The following is a 15,552-nucleotide window of genomic DNA, read 5'->3' as shown; positions in this document are numbered from 1 at the left end:
CCCAGCAACGGAGAGAGCATGACCATCGACCTGACCCAGCGCCTCAAGGACCGCGTTGCCATCATCACCGGAGGGGCCAGCGGCATCGGCTTCGCCACCGCACGCCGCTTCGCCGCCGAGGGCGCGTTCGTCGTCATCGCCGACGTCGACCCCGCCACCGGAGAGAAGGCCGCGGCCGAGGTGGGCGGAACGTTCCGCCCCGTCGACGTTGCCGACGAGGCCAAGGTGAACGCGCTGTTCGACGGCGTCGCCGAGGAGTTCGGCCGCGTCGACATCGCCTTCAACAACGCGGGCATCTCACCCGCCGACGACGACTCGATCGAGACCACCGAGCTGCCGGCCTGGGACCGGGTGCAGGACGTGAACCTCAAGAGCGTGTATCTCTGCAGCCGGGCGGCGCTGCGGCACATGGTGCCGGCCGGCCGCGGGTCGATCATCAACACCGCGTCGTTCGTCGCGCTGCTCGGCTCGGCGACCTCGCAGATCAGCTACACGGCGTCGAAGGGCGGCGTGCTCGCGATGTCTCGCGAGCTGGGAGTGCAGTTCGCGAGGCAGGGGGTGCGGGTCAACGCGCTCTGCCCCGGGCCGGTGAACACGCCGCTGCTGCAGGAGCTCTTCGCGAAGGATCCGGAGCGCGCCCAGCGTCGCCTCGTGCACGTGCCGATGGGGCGCTTCGCCGAGCCCGAGGAGCTCGCTGCGGCCGTGGCGTTCCTCGCCTCAGACGACTCGTCGTTCATCACGGCCAGCGCCTTCGTCGTCGACGGCGGCATCACCAACGCCTACGTCACCCCGCTGTGAGTCCGACCCGACGTGCTGTGACAGGGTGAGGACATGAGCGATCACGCGGCGGACGGCGACCTCGTCGCGGTACGCCGCGCGGTGTACCGTCCTCTGCGGCGGGGCAACGCCCTCGAGGACGCCGTGTCACGGCTCGTGCAGACCATCCGGCTCGGCGTCGTCGCTCCGGGGGAGTCGCTTCCCCCGGAGCGCGAGCTCGCCGCATCGTTCGGCGTGAGCCGCGACACCGTGCGCGACGCGATCAGGGAGCTCGCCGACACCGGATACCTCCTGCCGAAGCGCGGCAGGTACGGCGGCACCTTCGTCGCGGACCCGCTCCCGCACCCGTCGGATGCCGAGGCCGTGACGCCGGCCGAGATCGACGACGTCCTGGGACTCCGGCGCGTGCTCGAGACCGGCGCCGCGCGAGCCGCCGCCGGCCGCACGCTCGACGCCGGCGTTCGCGCCGATCTGTGGTCGCGGCACGAGGCCGCGCTACCAGCGGGGCCGGGGGAGTACCGCCGCCTCGACACGCTGCTGCACCTCGCGATCGCCGAGGCCGCCGGCATCCCGTCGCTCGTGGCCCTGGTCGCCGAGAACCGCGCGTCGGTCAACGTGTGGCTCGACACGTTCCCGCTGCTGCCCCGCAACATCCAGCACTCGGGTGAGCAGCACGAGCGCATCGTGTCGGCGATCCTCGCCGGCAGGCCGGATGCCGCCGAGGAGGCGATGAACGACCACCTCGCCGGCTCCGAAGCGCTGCTGCGCGGGTTCCTGGTCTAACCCGCGGCGTGCCCTCGTCCTCGCTCGAGTTGGCACCTCTTGCCGCAATTCCGGACGAATTACGGCAAGAGGCGCCAACCGAAGTGGCGGTCGCGTGGCCCGGGGCGCTGACGCCCCGGCTAGCGTGCGGCGTGCTCGTCGGCGACCGAGAGGGCGTCGTCGAGCACGGCGAGTCCGCGGACGAGCTCGTCCTCGGAGATCACGAGCGGCGGTGCGACGTGCATCCGGTTGAAGTGCGTGAACGGCCAGACGCCCGCCTTCTTCGCCGCGGCGGCGAAGGCGCCCATCGGCGCGGCATCCGCACCCGCGGCGTTGAACGGCACGAGCGGCTCGCGCGTCTCCTTGTCGCGCACGAGCTCGACGGCCCAGAACAGACCGCGCCCTCTGACCTCGCCGACGCTCGGGTGGGTGTCGACCCACGAGCGCAGCGTCGGTTCGACGATGCGCTCGCCCAGGTCGCGGACGCGCTCCAGGATGCCGTCGCGGCGGAACACCTCGAACGTCGCCACCCCGGCCGCGCAGGCGAGCGGGTGCCCCGAGTAGGTCAGCCCCCCGGCGAACGGCGTGGTCTCGAACGCCTTGGCGATGCGCTCCGAGATCACGACGCCGCCGAGCGGGACGTAGCCGGAGTTGACGCCCTTCGCGAACGTGATCAGGTCGGGACGCGCGTCGAACGCGTCGATGCCGAACCACTCGCCGAGGCGGCCGAAGCCGACCATGACCTCGTCCGCGATGTAGACGATGCCGTAGCGGTCGCACAGCTCGCGGACGCCCTGCAGGTATCCCGGCGGGGGCACGAGCACACCGTTGGTGCCGACGACGGTCTCGATGATGATCGCCGCGATCGTCTGCGGTCCTTCGAGCTGGATCGTCTGCTCGAGGTGGGCGAGGGCGCGCTCCGACTCCTGCTCGAGCGTCTCTGCGTGGAAGGGCGAGCGGTACAGGTAGGGGCCGAAGAATCGGACGGAGCCCGAGTCGACGGTGTCGTTCGCCCACCGGCGAGGGTCGCCCGTCAGCGAGATCGCGGTCGAGGTGGAACCGTGATAGCTGCGGTACATCGACAGCACCTTGCGGCGCCCGGTCGTCTGCCGCGCCATGCGCACCGCGTACTCGTTGGCCTCGGCGCCGCCGTTGGTGAAGAACACCTTCTGGAAGCCCTCCGGCGCCACCTCGACGATCAGGCGCGCGAGCTCGCCGCGCACGTCGTTCGCCATCGCCGGCTGGATCGTCGCGAGACGCCCCGCCTGCTGCTGGATCGCCGACACGAGATCCGGATGCTGGTGCCCGAGGTTCAGGTTCACCAGCTGACTGGAAAAGTCGAGGTACGCGTTGCCCTGGTAGTCCCAGAACGTCGACCCCTCACCGGCGGCGACGGGCAGCGGATCGATGAGGCCCTGGGCGCTCCAGGAATGGAACACGTGGCCGCGGTCGTCAGCGCGCACCTGCGCCTCGGCATCGGGTGCCGGCAGCTCGTGCGAGTCGCCGTGACGGTCGGTGAAAGCAGTCATGATCTTCTCTCTCCGCGCGGCTCAGTGGTTGCTCGGGAAGCCGAGGTCGATCTGCGAGGGGGTGTGGTCGGGCCAGCGGGTCGTGACGACCTTCGACCGCGTGTAGAAGTGCACCGACTCGGGGCCGTAGATGTGCGAGTCGCCGAACAGCGAGTCCTTCCAGCCGCCGAACGAGTAGGCGCCGATCGGCACGGGGATCGGCACGTTGACGCCGACCATGCCTACCTCGATGTCGAACTCGTACTGGCGGGCGGTGCCGCCGTCGCGCGTGAAGATCGCCGTGCCGTTGCCGTATGCGTTCGCGTTGACGAGCGCGACCGCGTCGGCATAGGTCTCCACGCGGACGACCCCGAGCACCGGGCCGAAGATCTCGTCGTCGTAGGACTTCATCCCTGGGGCCACGTGATCGAGCAGGCTCACGCCGATGAAGAACCCGTCCGAGTCGAACTGCTTCTCGGTGCCGTCGACGACGACGGTCGCGCCCTCGGCGGCGGCCCCGGTGACGTACGAGGCGACGCGGTCACGGTGCTCGCGGGTGATGAGCGGACCCATCTCGCTCGCCTCATCGGTGCCGGCACCGATCGTGAGGCCCTCGATGCGTGAGGCGATCGCCGCGACGAGATCGTCGGCCACGTCGCCGACGGCGACGAGCACCGACACGGCCATGCAGCGCTCGCCGGCCGAGCCGTAGGCGGCCGAGACGGCGGCGTCCGCCGCGGCGTCGATGTCGGCATCCGGCATCACGACCATGTGGTTCTTCGCGCCGCCGAGCGCCTGCACTCGTTTGCCGTTCGCCGACGCGCGCTGGTAGATCGAGCGGGCGATGGGGGTGGAGCCGACGAAGCTGACGGCGTTCACGCGGGGCGAGTCGAGCAGGGCGTCGACGGCCTCCTTGTCGCCGTGCACGACGTTGAGCACGCCGTCGGGGAGGCCGGCCTCCTGGAACAGCTTGGCCAGCCACACAGCGGCCGAGGGGTCCTTCTCGCTGGGCTTGAGGATGACGGTGTTGCCGCAGGCGATGGCCGAGGCGACCATCCACAGCGGCACCATGACGGGGAAGTTGAAGGGGGTGATGGCGGCGACCACGCCGACCGGCTGCTTGACGGAGTGCACGTCCACGCCGCGGGCGACCTGCTCGCTGCGCTCGCCCTTGAGGAGATGCACGAGTCCGGCCGCGAACTCGACGTTCTCGATACCGCGCGACACCTCGCCCGCGGCATCCGAGAGCACCTTGCCGTGCTCGGACGTGACGATCGCGGCGAGCTCGGGGGTGCGCTCCTTGAGCAGCTGACGGAGGCGGAAGAACACGTCGGCACGCTTGATCAGACTCGTCTCGCGCCACGCGGGCAGCGCGGCGGCGGCTGCGGCGATCGCCTCGTCGACCTCGGCCGTCGAGGCGAAGGCGACGTGCTTGGTCACCTGCCCGGTGGCGGGATCGAACACCTCGCCCGATCGTGCCGCCTCGGCGGTGTCTGCTCCGTTGATGACGTGACGGACGATGTCCACGGTGCTCCTCGATGCTCGTGCGGGGTTCTCGGACACTCTGACCGGAACCGGTTACGCTTGTATCCGTCCATGCTCACAGAGAACGGCGGACCATGCAGACGTCAGAACGTCATGACTTCTCCGCGGATCATACACATCGTCCGGCGCCGGCCGCCTTCGTGACCGTGGCGGACGTGCTGCGCAGCGCGGCCGTGCAGCGCGGCGCACCCGAGGTGGTCGTCGGCGGGGCCGCTCTCGATGCCGCGGTGCGCTGGGTGCACGTCTCCGACAGCACGGCGGTCGCCCGACTCCTCGACGGCGGGGAACTGCTGCTCACCACGGGCGCGTCCTGGCCCGACGACGGACGCATGCTGCGCGAGTTCGCCGTCCGTCTGCGCGAGGTCGGCCTGGCCGGCATCGTTCTCGAGTTGAGCGATCGGCATCCGACCGTCCCGGCCGCGGTGGCGGAGGTCTGCGCCCGTGAGGGCCTCGCGCTTGTCGTCCTCACCCGCGAGGTGAAGTTCGTCTCGGTGACGGAGGCGGTGCATCACGCTCTGATCGCCGCGCAGACCGCGGCGCTCGAGGAGCGCCGCCACCTGCACGATCTGTTCACCGCGCTGAGTCTGCAGGGCGCGCCGGCCGATGTCGTCGTGGCGGAGACGGCACGGGCGATCGGCGCCCCGGTCATGCTGGAGAACCTCGCGGGGGAGCTGATCACGGGGGAATATCTGGGCCGCGGGGTGGCGGCGGCTCTCGAAGGGCGAGCGCGGGCCGACAGCGTGCCCGTGCAGGCACGCGGTACCCGGTGGGGCACGCTGCTCGCGCTTCCCGGCGCGGAGCCCGCAGCCGGTCGGCACATCGTGCTGGAGCAGGGCGCGACGGCGCTCGCGTTCGGCTGCCTCGCCGACGGCGGCGACGCCGAATGGTCGCTGCTCGCGCAGCGGAGCGTGATCGACGATCTGCTCGGGGCGCGATTCGCGGATGCCGGTGACATCGCCGCCCGGCTCGCGGCAGGGGGCTTCGAGCTGACGGGGCGTCGATGCCACGGTGTCGTCGTCGGGGGGTCGGACTCGATCGCGGGGCTCGCGTACCGGGCCAGGCAGGCCGGCTTCGCGGTGCTCGCCGCGCGTGCGGGCGATCACGACGTCGCACTGCTCTCGGCCCCGGCATCCGCGGAGATCGACGACCGGACACTTCTGAGGATCGCCGGGGCCGGCCGTCCGATCTTCGTTGGTCCTGCCGCCGACGACGTGCACGGCCTGCTGTCGTCGCTGCGCGCCGCGCGCGACCTCGCAGACAGCGAGGGAGAGGGCGGTGGGGTGCGGGTCAGGCGGGTGGGGGATCGGCCGCTCGAGCGTCTCATCGCGACCCTTCGCGACGATCGGCGCCTGCACGAGCACAGCGAGCGGATGCTGGCGTCGCTGATCCGCTACGACGAGGAGCGCCGCGGAGACCTCCTCGCCGTGCTGGCGGCGCTGGTCGCGCACCCGGGTAACCGTTCGGCCGCGGCCGCTGCGAGCCACCTGTCCCGGTCGGTGTTCTATCAGCGCCTCACTCTGATCGGCGATCTGCTCGATGCCGACCTCGATGACGGGGAGACCCTCGCCGCCCTGCATCTGGCGCTTCTCGCCCGACGACGCCGGAGCCTGTGACCCCGGGCCCTGAACCGCCTGCGGGCTCGTCGAGGGGCTCGACCTAGAGCACTCCCTGAGCCTCGGTGAGCACGCCGCGCAGGATCTGTCCGATCTCGCGGAATTCCGCCGGGCCGATGGTCAGCGGCGGGGCGAGCTGGATGACGGGGTCGCCGCGGTCGTCGGCGCGGCAGTAGAGGCCGGCGTCGAACAGCGCGCCCGACAGGAAGCCTCGCAGCAGCCGCTCTGATTCGTCGTCGTCGAACGTCTCCTTGGTGGCCTTGTCCTTCACGAGCTCGATGCCGAAGAAGTAGCCGTCGCCGCGCACGTCGCCGACCAGCGGCAGGTCGAGGAGCGTCTCGAGCTCGGCGCGGAAGAGGGGCGAGTTCTCGCGGACGTGGGCGTTCAGGCCCTCCTCGTCGAAGATCGCGAGGTTCTCGAGGGCGACCGCGGCGGAAACAGGGTGCCCGCCGAACGTGTAGCCGTGCGGGAACGACAGGTCGCCGTGCGAGAAGGGCTCGTAGATGCGATCGCTGATGATGGTGGCGCCGATGGGGGAGTACCCGCTGGTCATGCCCTTCGCGCACGTGATCATGTCGGGGACGTACCCGAGACCCGTGCAGGCGAACGTGTGCCCGAGGCGGCCGAACGCGCAGATGACCTCGTCCGACACGAGCAGCACGTCGTACTTGTCGCAGATCTCGCGCACGCGGGCGAAATAGCCGGGAGGCGGGGGGAAGCATCCGCCGGAGTTCTGCACCGGTTCGAGGAAGACGGCGGCGACGGTGTCGGGGCCTTCGAACAGGATCATCTCCTCGATGCGGTTCGCAGCCCACAGGCCGAACGCCTCGAGGTCGTCGCCGGGGCCGCCCATCTCGGCCGCCCGGTAGAAGTTCGTGTTCGGCACGCGGAACCCGCCGGGCGTGATCGGTTCGAACATCGCCTTCATCGCGGGGATGCCGGTGATCGCGAGGGCGCCCTGCGGGGTGCCGTGGTAGGCGACGGCGCGGGAGATCACCTTGTGCTTGGCCGGCTTGCCCTGCAGCTTCCAGTAGTGCTTGGCGAGCTTGAACGCCGTCTCGACCGCCTCGCCGCCGCCGGTGGAGAAGAAGACGCGGTTGAGGTCGCCCGGGGCTTGGTCGGCCAGCCTGTCTGCGAGCTCGATCGCTGCCGGGTGCGCATAGGACCACAGCGGGAAGAACGAGAGCTCGGATGCCTGGGCGGCGGCGGCCTCGGCGAGGCGGCGCCGACCGTGGCCGGCGTTCACGACGAACAGCCCGGCGAGGCCGTCGATGTACTCCTTGCCCTTCGCGTCCCAGATGCGGTGCCCCTCGCCCTTGACGATGATCGGCACCCCCGACTTCTCCATCGTCGACTGCCGGGTGAAGTGCATCCAGAGGTGGTCTTTGGCCATCGCCTGCAGCTCGGGCTCGGACGGAGTGGTGCGGTGCGTGCTCATCTGGTCCCCCAGTTGTAGAGCTGCTTCTGCAGCTTGGCGTAGATGAAGGTCTCGGTCGACAGGACCCCGTCGATCGGACGGATGCTGTCGTTGATCAGCGCGAGCAGGTCTTCGTCGTCCTCGCAGACGACCTCGGCGAGGATGTCGAAGGCGCCGACCGTGATCACGACGTAGTCGATGGCCTGGATCGCCGCGATCTCCTCGGCGACCACGCGGGTGTCGCCGGAGACGCGGATGCCGATCATCGCCTGACGCCGGAAGCCGAGCTGCATCGGATCCGTGACCGCCACGATCTGCATGATGCCGGCGTCGGTGAGGCGCTGCACGCGCTGGCGGACGGCCGCCTCACTCAGCCCGACGGCGCGGCCGATGTCGGAGTACGAGCGGCGTCCGTCCTCCTGCAGCAGCTCGATGATGGTCTTGGAGACATCGTCGAGGGTGGGGTTCTTCTTCGAGGACGGCATGATGCGATCCTCGCACTGAGATCGGCGTCCGGCAACCGATTCCGCAGATCTGCGACGATTCGACCGCGAGATATCCCCGTCGGCGGCGTCAGGATTCGATTGGCCCGAGCCAGGCTGTCGCGGCCGTCGAGTGCGCGGATTCGGGATCGGACGGGTGGAAGGCGCCGGCGAGCACGTCGCGGTACAGGCGGGAGAGCTCGTTCGCCGAGAAGTACGATCCGCCGCCGGCCACGAGCATCGCCTGATCGACGACATGCTTCGCCATCATGACCGCACGGTGCTTGAGCCCGGAGAGGAGCGTGAACCAGCGTGCGCCGTGATCGGCGCACTCGTCCACGTCGCGGGCGAGCGCGGCGATCTGCACAGGCAGGGCGTCGTAGGCGAGACCCATGTCGGCGACCCGCCAGCGGATGTCCGGGTCCTGGCTGTACGAGGTCCCGGTGCGCTTCGACCGCCGAGCCTGGGCCGTCTGCACCGCGAGTTCGAGCGCACGACGGGCGATGCCCGTGTAGACCGAGGCGAGCAGGATCTCGAAGACCGAGAAGATGCCGAACACGATCGGATCCGGGCTCGGACCCGCGTCGATGCGGCGCACCACGTGCGCGGCATCCGCCACCGCACCGTCCAGACGAGTGGTCCTGCTCTGCGTGCCGCGCATGCCCAGGGTGTCCCAGTCGTCGCTCGTGACCACCGCGTCGCTCCGCTCGACGAACGCGAACACGAGCTTCGGGGCGTCCTCGCTCGTGGTGTCGAGCCCGTGCAGGCCCAGTCGGGTCCACACCGGGGCCAGCGAGGTGAAGATCTTCGTGCCGGTGAACGCGTACCCGCCGTCGGCCGTCGGCACGGCATCCGTGTCGCTGCCGAAGAGCACGAGATCGTTGCCGCCCTCGCTGATTCCGAAGGCGAAGACCTCCCCGGCGACGGCGCCGTCCTGCACGAACTCGAGGCCGGGCACGCCACGGTCGCTGAAGACCTTCGCGACGCCGGTCCAGACCAGGTGCATGTTGATCGCGAGGGCGGTCGCCGGTGCTGCCGTGGCCAGGCGCTGCTGCAGGATGGCGGCCTCGGCGAGCCCGAGTCCGGCGCCGCCTCGTTCGGTGGGGACGAGGATCGACAGGTAGCCCGCGTCGCGCAGCTCGTCGAGGTCCTGCTGGGGGAAGGTGTTGTCGCGGTCGTACTGAGGAGCGCGCTCGCGGATGCGGTCGAGAAGGTCGTCCGGCAGGTATGTCGACGGGTCGAATGCGCTCATGAGAGTGCCTCCTTCAGCTGGCGGATGGACTCTTCGGGCCTGTCGCGGTGCAGCGAATGACCGGCACCATCGACGACCGACATCGTGATCCGCGAGTTCGCGGCGAGCACCGACCTCGCGACCTCGCCCGTGAAGATGCTGTACACCGCGGGGTCGGAGCCGATCACGTGCGTCGGCACCGTCAGTCGTGCGGCGTCGGACGTGACGTCCCACGGCGTATTCTGCACGCTGGTCTGCTCGACCGCCCAGGCGCTCGTGCGGTGCACAGCGTCGACCTTGAGCTCCCAGTCCTGCGGGTGCCAGTGGGGGTGCGCCTGACGCACCAGCTCGACCCGGTTGTCGGCGAACGCCTGCTCCTGGCTCTTCCGCACGATCGCGGCGTCGCGCTCGCCGATGAGGATCGCGGGGTCGAGCAGCACGAGCCGCGCTGTCCACTCGGGAGAGGATGCCGCGGCGACCGTGCTCGCGGCTCCGCCCAGCGAGTGGCCGACCACAGCATCCCATCGCCCGCCGTCCGCGGGCAGGGTGGCGGCGAGATCGGCGCCGTACGCCTGCACCGAGTAGTCGAGAGCGCGGGGTGCGTCGCCGTGGCCGCGCAGGTCGATGGCGGTCGCATGCCATCCGGCGGCACCCAGCGCGTCGCCGAGACGCCACATCAACGCCCCCGAGGACCCGAGGCCGTGCACCAGGAGGACGCGACGAGCGGACGACGGATCGCCCCAGGAGAGACGGGGAAGTGTGAGCGGCGAGGCCATGCTTTCAGCCTAGGACCGCTGCGCGGGGAGCGGCCTGCTGCGCACGGCTGCGCGTCAGTCCAGCGGCGGCAGGTCGCCGTGGGTGGTGAGCACCCGAGCGGCTGCGATGTGTCCGGCCGTGAGCCGGTCTGCGAGTCCTGCTCCCTCCAGGGTCGCGGCGAGGAACCCCGAGGCGAAGGCGTCGCCGGCGCCCACGGGCTCGACGACCTCGACGCGTGGGGCCGGCACGAAGACCGGCTCGTCGTCGCCCGAGAAGGCGGTCGCGCCCACATCGCCGTCCTTCACCACGAGCAGGCCGCACTGAGGGAGGTGCGCGCGGATGTCGGCGGCGGTCGCGGTGCCCCAGATGCGCTCGGCCTCGTCGCGGCCGACGAACGCGATGTCTGCGGCGTCGGCGAGTCGGGCGAGGGTCTCTGCGGCGTCCTCTTTGCTCCACAGCGCGCGGCGGTCGTTGACGTCGAACGAGACGAGGGCTCCCGCCGCTCGGGCGTCGATGTACAGCTGGTCGACCATGTCGCGGCAGGAGGCGGAGAGAGCGGGGGTGATGCCCGTGGTGTGGACGATGCGGGCACCCGCGAGCGCATCGACGCTGAGGAAGCCCCGATCCATGCGGGAGGCCGCCGACCCCCGCCGGTAGTAGTAGACCGACGACGAGTCGACGCCCGGGTCTTTGAACATCACGCCGGTCGGAGCCGCGTCGTCGGTCGTGACCCACAGGTCGACGCCGCGGCGCGCGAGCTCGGCGGAGATGCGGTCGCCGAACGGGTCGGGTCCGAGCCGCGATGCCCAGGCGGCCCTGCGTCCTGCCGCGACGAGTCCGACGGCGACGTTGCCCTCGGCGCCGGCGATGCCGAACGACGCCGTCTCGGTCTCGACGAGGGGAGCGCCGACGGCGGTGACGAGTCCCATGGACTCGCCGACGCAGACGACCTCGACGGGCGTCGCCGCGTCGCTCAGGTGCGAGAGGGGGATTGCTGTGCTCATGAGGGTGTGACCGCCAGGGGTTCGGTGTCGGGATGGGGGCTCGCGTCTCGGTGACGCAGGTCGGGGAAGGAACGGACGAAGACGACGGCGACGACGAGGCCCACGGCGGCGAAGATCGTCGCAGCCAGGTAGGCGCCTCTGGGGTCGGTCGCGTCGACGAGGAAGCCGGCCACGGCGGACCCCGCCGCGGCGCCGATCAGCTGGCCGGTTCCCGTCCATCCGAACGCCTCGGCGGTCTCGCTGAACTTGACGCTCGCCGAGGTGATCGCGAAGATCACGGCCAGTGCGGGGGCGATGCCGATGCCCGCGACGATGAGGGTGCCGCCCAGCCAGAAGATGTCCAGCGAGATCATGGTGAGCGCGAGCCCCACGGTCACGATGAGGAGTCGGCGCGCCATCGCCCACGGGCCGATCGGGATGTGGCCGAAGGCGAGGCCGCCCGCGAGGCTGCCGACGGAGAACACCGCCAGGACGAGACCGGCGGAGAGGCTGCCGTGCTCGAAGGTCGCCACGACGCCGACCTCGACGGCGGCGCACGCGCCGATGAGGAGGAAGCCGACCACGGTGGCGAGGAGCACCGGCGGCTTGAGCACGACCTTGCCCAGTGCGTTGCGGCTGCGGGGGATGCGCACACGTCCGACCTCGGGGGAGAGGATGAACCACGCCGCGCCGCCGATGAGGATGGCGGCGACGAGCAGCAGTCCCTCCGTGGTGCCGACCTGGGTGGAGACGAGAGTGATGACCACCGGGGCGAGGATCCAGATGATCTCCTGCAGTGAGGCATCGAGGGAGAACAGCGGCGTGAGCTGCCGCGAGTTCACGAGCTTCGGGTAGATCGTGCGGACCGCTGCCTGGACGGGCGGTGTCGAGAGGCCGGCGACCAGGCCGAACGCCATGTATCCGGGGACGGCGAGGGGGAGCAGGGCGAGGCCGAGCACGGCGAGCACGCACACGGCGCTCGTCAGCGTGAGGACGCGGCGCATGCCCCACACGCCCATCCAGCGGCTGGTGATGGGACCGGCGACGGCCTGGCCGACGCTCGTCGCGGCGAGCACGAGCCCGGCGGATCCGTACGACCCGGTCTGCTGCTCGACGTGCAGGAGGATCGCCAGTGAGGTCATGCCGCTGGGGAAGCGCGCGGTCAGCTGCGCCGCGATCATGCGCGCCACTCCGGGCGTGCGAAGAAGGTCCCGATATCCCGCCACCCGACCACGCTACCGGCAGCCGCCGACGCTCGTGAGAGCGGCCGGCGGACGACACGCCGCGACACGCCGATCGGCTCTTTCCACAGAAAATCGAATGTCGGAGGCCGGCCGTATCGTGCCCCCTGTGGATGGATGCCTCCCAGGTTCCTCCCAGCCGCGATTTCTCGCGGTTCGCGACCTCCGCCGGCGGCACTCCGCCTGTGGAAGAAACGGTGGAGAACCTGTGTTGTATCAGTGGAGAGCGGTGGAAAACTACACGGATGTAACTACTACCCCTTGTGGTCGCTCCGAATGTCAGTCCCCATATGTAGTATTGAGTTCCCGGTGAGGATCTGCCGGACAATCGCCTGATCACCGTCAGGCCAGAGATTTGAGGGGAAGCCGAAAAAGATGTCGATCACGGTCTACACCAAGCCGTCCTGCGTCCAGTGCAACGCCACCTACCGCGCACTCGACGCGAAGGGTATCGAGTACGAGATCCACGACCTGTCGGAAGACCCGGCGGCCCTGGAGCAGGTCAAGTCGCTCGGCTACATGCAGGCGCCCGTCGTCGTCACCGACGAGGACCACTGGTCGGGTTTCCGTCCCGACAAGATCGACGAACTCGCCTCGCGCCTGGCGTGACGGACCATGAGCGCCGTCGCGACCGCTGCGCCGCTCCTGGTCTACTTCTCCAGCGTGTCGGGAAACACCGCACGCTTCATCGAGAAGCTGGGTCTCCCCGCCCGGCGCATCCCGCTCCACCGGCAGGAAGAAGACCTCGTCATCGACGAGCCGTTCGTGCTGGTCACCCCCACCTATGGCGGGGGTGAGGGGAAGGGCGTCGAGCGGGGAGCCGTTCCCAAGCAGGTGATCCGGTTCCTCAACGACGAGCGAAACCGACGCCATATCCGCGGGGTCATCTCCGCAGGAAACACCAACTTCGGCGACGCCTTCTGCCTCGCCGGTGACATCATCAGCCGCAAGTGTCACGTGCCTCACTTGTATCGGCTCGAGATCTTCGGCACACAGGACGACGTGGATCGCGTGAGCGACGGATTGGAACGACGGTGGGCAACGCAGTTGAAGAGCAGGCAGTGACCGAGACGGTGGCGTTCAAGATGAACCCCAGCTACGAGGGGCTCGACTATCACGCCCTGAACGCCATGCTGAACCTGTACGACGCGAACGGGAAGATCCAGTTCGACGCCGACAAGCGCGCGGCGCGGGAGTACTTCCTGCAGCACGTGAACCAGAACACGGTGTTCTTCCACTCCCTCAAGGAGCGCCTCGACTACCTGGTCGAGAAGGAGTACTACGAGCCGGCGGTCATCGAGGCCTACTCGCCCGAGTTCATCCAGCAGCTCAACGACCTCGCCTACTCGAAGAAGTTCCGGTTCGAGACCTTCCTCGGGGCGTTCAAGTACTACACGAGCTACACGCTCAAGACCTTCGACGGCAAGCGCTACCTCGAGCGCTTCGAGGACCGTGTCGTCATGACCGCCCTCGGACTCGCCGACGGTGACGAGAAGCTCGCGACCGCTCTGGTCGAGGAGATCATCTCGGGTCGCTTCCAGCCGGCCACCCCGACCTTCCTCAACGCCGGCAAGGCGCAGCGCGGCGAGCTCGTCAGCTGCTTCCTGCTGCGCATCGAAGACAACATGGAGTCGATCGCCCGCGGCATCAACTCCGCGCTGCAGCTCTCCAAGCGCGGCGGCGGCGTGGCGCTCCTGCTCTCGAACATCCGCGAGGCGGGCGCACCGATCAAGCAGATCGAGAACCAGTCGTCCGGCATCATCCCGGTCATGAAGCTCCTCGAAGACAGCTTCAGCTACGCGAACCAGCTCGGTGCACGTCAGGGCGCCGGCGCGGTGTACCTCAACGCGCACCACCCCGACATCATGCGCTTCCTCGACACCAAGCGTGAGAACGCCGACGAGAAGATCCGCATCAAGACGCTGTCGCTCGGCGTCGTCGTGCCGGACATCACGTTCGAGCTCGCGAAGAACGGGGAGGACATGTACCTCTTCTCGCCGTACGACGTCGAGAAGGTCTACGGCGTGCCGTTCGGCGACATCTCGGTCACCGAGAAGTACCGCGAGATGGTCGACGACCCGCGCATCAAGAAGACGAAGATCAACGCGCGCGAGTTCTTCCAGACCATCGCGGAGATCCAGTTCGAGTCGGGCTACCCGTACATCATGTTCGAGGACACGGTGAACAAGGCCAACCCGATCAAGGGTCGGATCAACATGTCGAACCTCTGCAGCGAGATCCTGCAGGTGAACACGCCGACCACGTACAACGACGACCTCTCGTACGACCAGATCGGCAAGGACATCTCCTGCAACCTGGGCTCGATGAACATCGCGCTGTCGATGGATGCCGACGACCTCGGCCAGACCGTCGAGACGGCGATCCGTGCGCTCAGCGCGGTGAGCGACCAGAGCCACATCCGCTCGGTGCGCTCGATCGAGGACGGCAACGACAAGTCGCACGCGATCGGCCTCGGCCAGATGAACCTGCACGGCTACCTCGCCCGCGAGCACGTGTACTACGGCTCGGAAGAGGGCGTCGACTTCACGAACATCTACTTCTACACCGTGCTGTTCCACGCGCTGCGTGCCTCGAACAACCTCGCGATCGAGCGCAAGCAGGCGTTCGAGGGCTTCCAGGATTCGACCTACGCGTCGGGGGAGTTCTTCGACAAGTACATCGACCAGGCCTGGGTCCCCGCCACCGAGAAGGTGAAGGAGCTCTTCGCCGGCAAGCACATCCCGACGCAGGACGACTGGAAGGCGCTGAAGGCGTCGATCCAGGAGCACGGCATCTACAACCAGAACCTGCAGGCGGTGCCGCCGACCGGCTCGATCTCGTACATCAACAACTCGACGTCGTCGATCCACCCGATCGCGTCGAAGATCGAGATCCGCAAGGAAGGCAAGCTGGGTCGCGTCTACTACCCGGCGGCGTTCATGACGAACGACAACCTGGAGTACTACCAGGACGCCTACGAGATCGGCTACGAGAAGGTCATCGACACGTATGCCGCGGCGACGCAGCACGTCGACCAGGGCCTGTCGCTGACGCTGTTCTTCAAGGACACCGCGACGACCCGCGACATCAACAAGGCGCAGATCTACGCATGGCGCAAGGGCATCAAGACGATCTACTACATCCGTCTGCGTCAGATGGCGCTCGAGGGCACCGACATGACCGAGTGCGTCTCGTGCATGCTCTGACCCGGCGACAGTGACCGAGAACCAGGAACGA

Annotated in this window: 14 protein-coding genes; 6 read left to right on the top strand and 8 right to left on the bottom strand. The window is 68.9% G+C overall.

Going from position 1 to position 15,552, the window contains the following annotated elements:
* The first annotated feature begins 18 nt into the window (after window positions 1-18).
* Both FSY98_RS03140 and FSY98_RS03135 read left to right on the top strand, forming a co-directional pair.
* On the top strand, window positions 19-798 hold the full coding sequence (locus tag FSY98_RS03140) for a 3-oxoacyl-ACP reductase (protein ID WP_144873897.1): 780 nt from the start codon (window positions 19-21) through the stop codon (window positions 796-798).
* Between the two features lie 33 nt (window positions 799-831).
* Window positions 832-1,560 (top strand): FadR/GntR family transcriptional regulator, encoded by a 729-nt coding sequence (locus FSY98_RS03135; RefSeq protein WP_144873895.1) that lies wholly within the window; start codon window positions 832-834, stop codon window positions 1,558-1,560.
* A gap of 119 nt (window positions 1,561-1,679) precedes the next feature.
* Here the strand turns inward: FSY98_RS03135 and FSY98_RS03130 are convergent, their stop codons facing one another.
* A complete protein-coding gene (locus tag FSY98_RS03130; protein WP_144873893.1) occupies window positions 1,680-3,068 on the bottom strand; it encodes an aspartate aminotransferase family protein in 1,389 nt (462 codons plus the stop codon).
* Window positions 3,069-3,089: 21 nt separating this feature from the next.
* Window positions 3,090-4,574, bottom strand: a complete 1,485-nt coding sequence (locus FSY98_RS03125) for a CoA-acylating methylmalonate-semialdehyde dehydrogenase (RefSeq protein WP_144873891.1) — start codon at window positions 4,572-4,574, stop codon at window positions 3,090-3,092.
* A gap of 158 nt (window positions 4,575-4,732) precedes the next feature.
* On the opposite strand from FSY98_RS03125, the gene FSY98_RS03120 reads away from it, so the two are divergent.
* Entirely contained in the window at window positions 4,733-6,205 is a 1,473-nt protein-coding gene (locus FSY98_RS03120) for a PucR family transcriptional regulator ligand-binding domain-containing protein (RefSeq protein ID WP_260857243.1), read from the top strand.
* 43 nt (window positions 6,206-6,248) lie between these two features.
* Here the strand turns inward: FSY98_RS03120 and FSY98_RS03115 are convergent, their stop codons facing one another.
* The 6 genes from FSY98_RS03115 to FSY98_RS03090 all read right to left on the bottom strand — a co-directional run bounded on the left by FSY98_RS03115 (window position 6,249) and on the right by FSY98_RS03090 (window position 12,300).
* Window positions 6,249-7,643, bottom strand: a complete 1,395-nt coding sequence (locus FSY98_RS03115; RefSeq protein ID WP_144873889.1) for an aspartate aminotransferase family protein — start codon at window positions 7,641-7,643, stop codon at window positions 6,249-6,251.
* Entirely contained in the window at window positions 7,640-8,107 is a 468-nt protein-coding gene (locus FSY98_RS03110; protein WP_144873887.1) for an Lrp/AsnC family transcriptional regulator, read from the bottom strand. Before FSY98_RS03110 ends, FSY98_RS03115 begins: the two co-directional genes overlap by 4 nt.
* An 88-nt stretch (window positions 8,108-8,195) precedes the next feature.
* Complete coding sequence (locus FSY98_RS03105; RefSeq protein ID WP_144873885.1) at window positions 8,196-9,356, bottom strand: acyl-CoA dehydrogenase family protein; 1,161 nt, start codon at window positions 9,354-9,356, stop codon at window positions 8,196-8,198.
* Window positions 9,353-10,111 carry an alpha/beta fold hydrolase gene (locus tag FSY98_RS03100; RefSeq protein WP_144873883.1) on the bottom strand — a complete coding sequence of 253 codons (759 nt, stop codon included), beginning with the start codon at window positions 10,109-10,111 and terminating at the stop codon, window positions 9,353-9,355. The genes FSY98_RS03105 and FSY98_RS03100 overlap by 4 nt, the downstream gene beginning before the upstream one ends.
* Before the next feature lie 54 nt (window positions 10,112-10,165).
* Window positions 10,166-11,095: a sugar kinase gene (locus FSY98_RS03095; protein WP_144873881.1), complete on the bottom strand. Its 930-nt coding sequence runs from the start codon at window positions 11,093-11,095 to the stop codon at window positions 10,166-10,168.
* A complete protein-coding gene (locus FSY98_RS03090; protein ID WP_186307529.1) occupies window positions 11,092-12,300 on the bottom strand; it encodes an MFS transporter in 1,209 nt (402 codons plus the stop codon). Before FSY98_RS03090 ends, FSY98_RS03095 begins: the two co-directional genes overlap by 4 nt.
* Before the next feature lie 390 nt (window positions 12,301-12,690).
* Here FSY98_RS03090 and nrdH point away from each other — a divergent pair, with 390 nt between their 5' ends.
* The 3 genes from nrdH to nrdE are packed head-to-tail and all read left to right on the top strand — an operon-like array spanning window position 12,691 to window position 15,521.
* The gene (gene nrdH / locus FSY98_RS03085; RefSeq protein ID WP_067118559.1) at window positions 12,691-12,924 is read left to right on the top strand and encodes a glutaredoxin-like protein NrdH; all 234 of its coding nucleotides are present in this window, start codon (window positions 12,691-12,693) and stop codon (window positions 12,922-12,924) included.
* A gap of 6 nt (window positions 12,925-12,930) precedes the next feature.
* A complete protein-coding gene (gene nrdI / locus FSY98_RS03080; protein WP_144873879.1) occupies window positions 12,931-13,380 on the top strand; it encodes a class Ib ribonucleoside-diphosphate reductase assembly flavoprotein NrdI in 450 nt (149 codons plus the stop codon).
* Window positions 13,381-13,400: 20 nt separating this feature from the next.
* A complete protein-coding gene (gene nrdE, locus FSY98_RS03075; protein ID WP_144876582.1) occupies window positions 13,401-15,521 on the top strand; it encodes a class 1b ribonucleoside-diphosphate reductase subunit alpha in 2,121 nt (706 codons plus the stop codon).
* Window positions 15,522-15,552: the final 31 nt, after the last annotated feature.

Source organism: Microbacterium sp. 1.5R, assembly GCF_007667425.1.
Classification (GTDB): Bacteria; Actinomycetota; Actinomycetes; order Actinomycetales; family Microbacteriaceae; genus Microbacterium.
Note: the sequence above shows the minus strand (reverse complement) of the source record. Positions and strands in the feature narration are given on the sequence as shown.